The sequence below is a fragment of the Salinibacillus xinjiangensis genome (assembly GCF_009649735.1).
Lineage (GTDB): Bacteria > Bacillota > Bacilli > Bacillales > Alkalibacillaceae > Salinibacillus > Salinibacillus xinjiangensis.
This window is the reverse complement of sequence record NZ_WJNH01000023.1, coordinates 1-1,414: the sequence shown is the minus strand read 5'-3', so window position 1 is coordinate 1,414 and position 1,414 is coordinate 1. Positions and strand designations below refer to the sequence as shown.

Annotated in this window: 9 tRNA genes and 1 rRNA gene; all 10 read left to right on the top strand. The window is 48.1% G+C overall.

Going from position 1 to position 1,414, the window contains the following annotated elements:
- Nucleotides 1-272 precede the first annotated feature (272 nt).
- Nucleotides 273-388 (top strand): 5S ribosomal RNA (gene rrf / locus GH754_RS19285).
- Nucleotides 389-398: 10 nt separating this feature from the next.
- Nucleotides 399-474, top strand: a tRNA-Val gene (locus tag GH754_RS19280).
- A 12-nt stretch (nucleotides 475-486) separates the two neighbouring features.
- A tRNA-Thr gene (locus GH754_RS19275) sits at nucleotides 487-562 on the top strand.
- 42 nt (nucleotides 563-604) lie between these two features.
- Nucleotides 605-680: transfer RNA gene (locus GH754_RS19270), tRNA-Lys, on the top strand.
- Between the two features lie 7 nt (nucleotides 681-687).
- Nucleotides 688-772: transfer RNA gene (locus GH754_RS19265), tRNA-Leu, on the top strand.
- Between the two features lie 72 nt (nucleotides 773-844).
- Nucleotides 845-919: transfer RNA gene (locus GH754_RS19260), tRNA-Gly, on the top strand.
- Nucleotides 920-928: 9 nt separating this feature from the next.
- Nucleotides 929-1,017: transfer RNA gene (locus GH754_RS19255), tRNA-Leu, on the top strand.
- Between the two features lie 7 nt (nucleotides 1,018-1,024).
- Nucleotides 1,025-1,101, top strand: a tRNA-Arg gene (locus GH754_RS19250).
- 5 nt (nucleotides 1,102-1,106) lie between these two features.
- A tRNA-Pro gene (locus GH754_RS19245) sits at nucleotides 1,107-1,183 on the top strand.
- An 8-nt stretch (nucleotides 1,184-1,191) separates the two neighbouring features.
- A tRNA-Ala gene (locus GH754_RS19240) sits at nucleotides 1,192-1,267 on the top strand.
- The last annotated feature ends 147 nt before the right edge of the window (nucleotides 1,268-1,414 follow it).

Sequence of the window (1,414 nt, the reverse complement as noted above, 5' to 3'; positions counted from 1 at the left end):
AATCGAGGACTTAACTTAAAACCAAAAGCGGAGACGACCGGTTAGGTCCGACCGCATAAGCAGAATACCTGTAGTGGCGGTTTATGCCACGGAGTGGATTATGCTTATGACGGCGAGGACCTAGGAGCCGGAGCTAGACAGCACAAACGCAAACGTCATCTTGATCTACTTCTTATCTAGTTTTCAAGGTATTAAATAATATCAAAAAAACACTTGCATTTTTAAATGAAAGTGAATATAATATAACTTGTCCTTGAAAACAAACAGTCTTGTCTGGTGGCGAGGGCGGAGAGGTCACACCTGTTCCCATTCCGAACACAGAAGTTAAGCTCTCCAGCGCCGATGGTAGTTGGGGCTTTTCCCCTGCGAGAGTAGGACGCCGCCAGGCGTAAAATATAGGAGGATTAGCTCAGCTGGGAGAGCACCTGCCTTACAAGCAGGGGGTCGGTGGTTCGAGCCCGCCATCCTCCACCATTTCTTAATTATGCCGGTCTAGCTCAATTGGTAGAGCAACTGACTTGTAATCAGTAGGTTGGGGGTTCAAGTCCTCTGGCCGGCACCACTTTTTGGATTTAAGATTTGATATATAAAATAAAACACGCACGAGCCATTAGCTCAGTTGGTAGAGCATCTGACTTTTAATCAGAGGGTCGGAGGTTCGAATCCTCCATGGCTCACCATTTTTATGCGGGTGTGGCGGAATTGGCAGACGCGCTAGACTTAGGATCTAGTGTCTTTCGACGTGGGGGTTCGACTCCCTCCACCCGCACCATAAATATTATAGTGCTATTTAGATTAAAATATGTTAATATTTTAATATCGTAGCTAAATTTCCTGTGGATATGCGGAAGTAGTTCAGTGGTAGAACACCACCTTGCCAAGGTGGGGGTCGCGGGTTCGAATCCCGTCTTCCGCTCCAGATTATGTTGCCGGGGTGGCGGAATTGGCAGACGCACAGGACTTAAAATCCTGCGGTAGGTAACTACCGTGCCGGTTCGAGTCCGGCCCTCGGCACCATTATAATGCGCCCGTAGCTCAATTGGATAGAGCGTTTGACTACGGATCAAAAGGTTAGGGGTTCGACTCCTCTCGGGCGCGCCATTACACGGGAAGTAGCTCAGCTTGGTAGAGCACATGGTTTGGGACCATGGGGTCGCAGGTTCGAATCCTGTCTTCCCGACCATTAATTATGGGGCCTTAGCTCAGCTGGGAGAGCGCCTGCCTTGCACGCAGGAGGTCAGCGGTTCGACCCCGCTAGGCTCCACCAATTATAGTTCGAACCTTGAAAACTGAACAAACCAACCAGTACGTCAATTCGCTATTTTAATAGCAATTTGAATTAATTATGAGCTTTATGGATTTCAACATCCAATATTTTTTGGAGAGTTTGATCTTGGCTCAGGACGAACGCTGG